At 30.9% G+C, this 1,742-nt stretch carries 1 protein-coding gene; it reads left to right on the top strand.

Annotation, left to right across the window (positions count from 1 at the left end; translation table 11 throughout):
* Positions 1 to 378: 378 nt before the first annotated feature.
* A complete protein-coding gene (locus DW963_RS13105) occupies positions 379 to 1,554 on the top strand; it encodes a hypothetical protein (protein WP_207740265.1) in 1,176 nt (391 codons plus the stop codon).
* Positions 1,555 to 1,742 lie beyond the last annotated feature (188 nt).

Genomic DNA, 1,742 nt, shown 5'->3' with positions numbered 1-1,742 from the left:
TTTTGTATATTATCTATTTTAACAAGATATTTTTTTCTACATTTTTCCTTGGAAAATTTCTTACCTATGTCTACATTTTTGGCTTAAACACTAGATTTTTTCAATTATTACCTCTTTCTGAATATCTAATTATATCCAAATGTAGATAAAATTGGAGTAAATTACACAAAATCTGCTTTTTATGGTCTACACAAAAAAATCCAAAGAAATTTCGTAGATAATTTTGGAGTAAATTAATAGATTTTTTTCAAAATGTAGATTATTTCAGAGTAAAATTATTCAAAATTAATTCTAATGTGGACAGATTTGGAGTAAAACCCAAGATTTGATTTCAAGCTCAAATACTGTTAAATTATGGTCTAAAAGGGGGTGAAATGCTTGGACAATTTTGCTAACATTGGCAAAGCTGCTATAATCCAATCTTTGGGATTTCAGAAGAATTACACAGAAGTAATTGAAACCACACAAGATACTATTGATTATAGTAATGCAGCTTGTCAGACATGTAAATACAGAACTGTTGTTAATACATTTGATAAGAACAGTAAACCTTATGCTGATGCATGTGCCGCATGTGCAAGTTGTCCACATAAGGCATTGATCCAGAAGAACGTGTACAAAAAAATATACCATAACGAGAAAAATCGTTACGGTTACAGACCTATGCTTAAGTCTAATGCAATTAAGCTTTTCCTTATGTTGCATTTCTATAATCCTGACAGAAATGGAATTATATATGATATTAATCCTAGTGAACTTGCGGACATGATTGGCTGTAATGTAAGAACTATATGGAATAATCTTCATGTTCTTCAGGAATATACATACATCTCATACTCAAAAACACAGTATGGGTTTATTAATGTTATACTCAATGATTATGAGAACTACTACCTTCCTGCCAATAAGGGAGGCCGTGGTTTTCTTGTTATGTCCAAAGAACTGATGAGCAGGCTTAATTCAATTGACGCTCTTGTGTCACTTAGAATATTTATCAGAGAACTTCTAAGTCTTGATTCACCTGATCTTAAAGGTGTTGCAAGTGTAGATTATAAGAATATTCGTGATATCAGAAATACCCTTCCAGCTTATTGCAAACCTTCAATTATTAAGGCTAAGTTGATAAGCACATCTGATATTTTCCGTGTTAGTTTCAAAGATGATGTTGTCCGCTTCGAAATCGACAAAACATTTATTCCAAAGAACCAAAAAGCTTGTGTTCATGATGAATACGTAGACATGCTTAACCAGTTTGTATGGAACTTCAATCAGAATGTTGCTTATATTAATTCTGGTGAAAATATATCTGACACATTCAGTTCGTTCTTTAATATGAATACGCCGGTGGCTTCTTATAAACTGATGAAGCTCAGCGATATTGAGATTGACGATATCGCAAGTCTCTCATTACACTATTCTTACGAAATTGTTATGAATGCACTGTCGGTTGTTTATAAACAATATTACATGTATGAAAAGACTGTCAGCAATCTTGCTGGCCTATTGTCCACTATTATTCGGACACATTTTGATAATCTTAAAAAGGCTGCTTAACAAACAGTCTTTTTTCTGTGCTCTTTTTTTTTAATAGTCTACATAATCTTATCAAATTTATTATCCTATTTTCTTTATATTTCCTGTTCCCGAATAAAATACATAATCTTATCAAATTTATTATCCTATTTTCTTTATATTTCCTGTTCCCGAATAAAATATATGTGTCTTAATTTAATAAATATTAT

It is taken from the genome of Eubacterium sp. AM46-8, assembly GCF_003466705.1.
Classification (GTDB): domain Bacteria; phylum Bacillota; class Clostridia; order Lachnospirales; family Lachnospiraceae; genus Lachnospira.
This window is presented reverse-complemented; position numbering and strand designations above follow the sequence as displayed.